The organism is Nesterenkonia sp. K-15-9-6 (assembly GCF_052656005.1).
Genome location: NZ_JBQYEY010000083.1, coordinates 1 through 293 on the forward strand (window position 1 = coordinate 1; position 293 = coordinate 293).

Sequence of the window (293 nt, forward strand, 5' to 3'; positions counted from 1 at the left end):
GTGGCCTCCTCACCGGTGGTGTCATCCACACCAGCAACCGTGTAGTCACCAGGCTCCGCATCCTCCGGAGTCGGCAGACTCACCTCGAACGTCCCGTCCTCAGAGGTCGGCACATCCTCCACCGGCTCACCCACCGGGTTACCATCCTGGTCACGCAGCTGCACCGTGACCGTGGAATCCGGGGTATACCCCTCACCAGTCACCGTGGTGGACTCACCAGCAGGAACCGAATCAGGATCCACCACCAACGACGGATCAATCACACCGTCATCATCCGGATCCGTGATGCTCAA

1 protein-coding gene is annotated in these 293 nt (G+C 61.4%); it reads right to left on the bottom strand.

Features of this window, described 5'->3' with window-relative positions:
• Positions 1 to 263, bottom strand: a 263-nt coding sequence (locus tag SD455_RS16700; protein WP_445508759.1) for a hypothetical protein, incomplete at its 3' end; no start/stop codon positions are given.
• Positions 264 to 293: the final 30 nt, after the last annotated feature.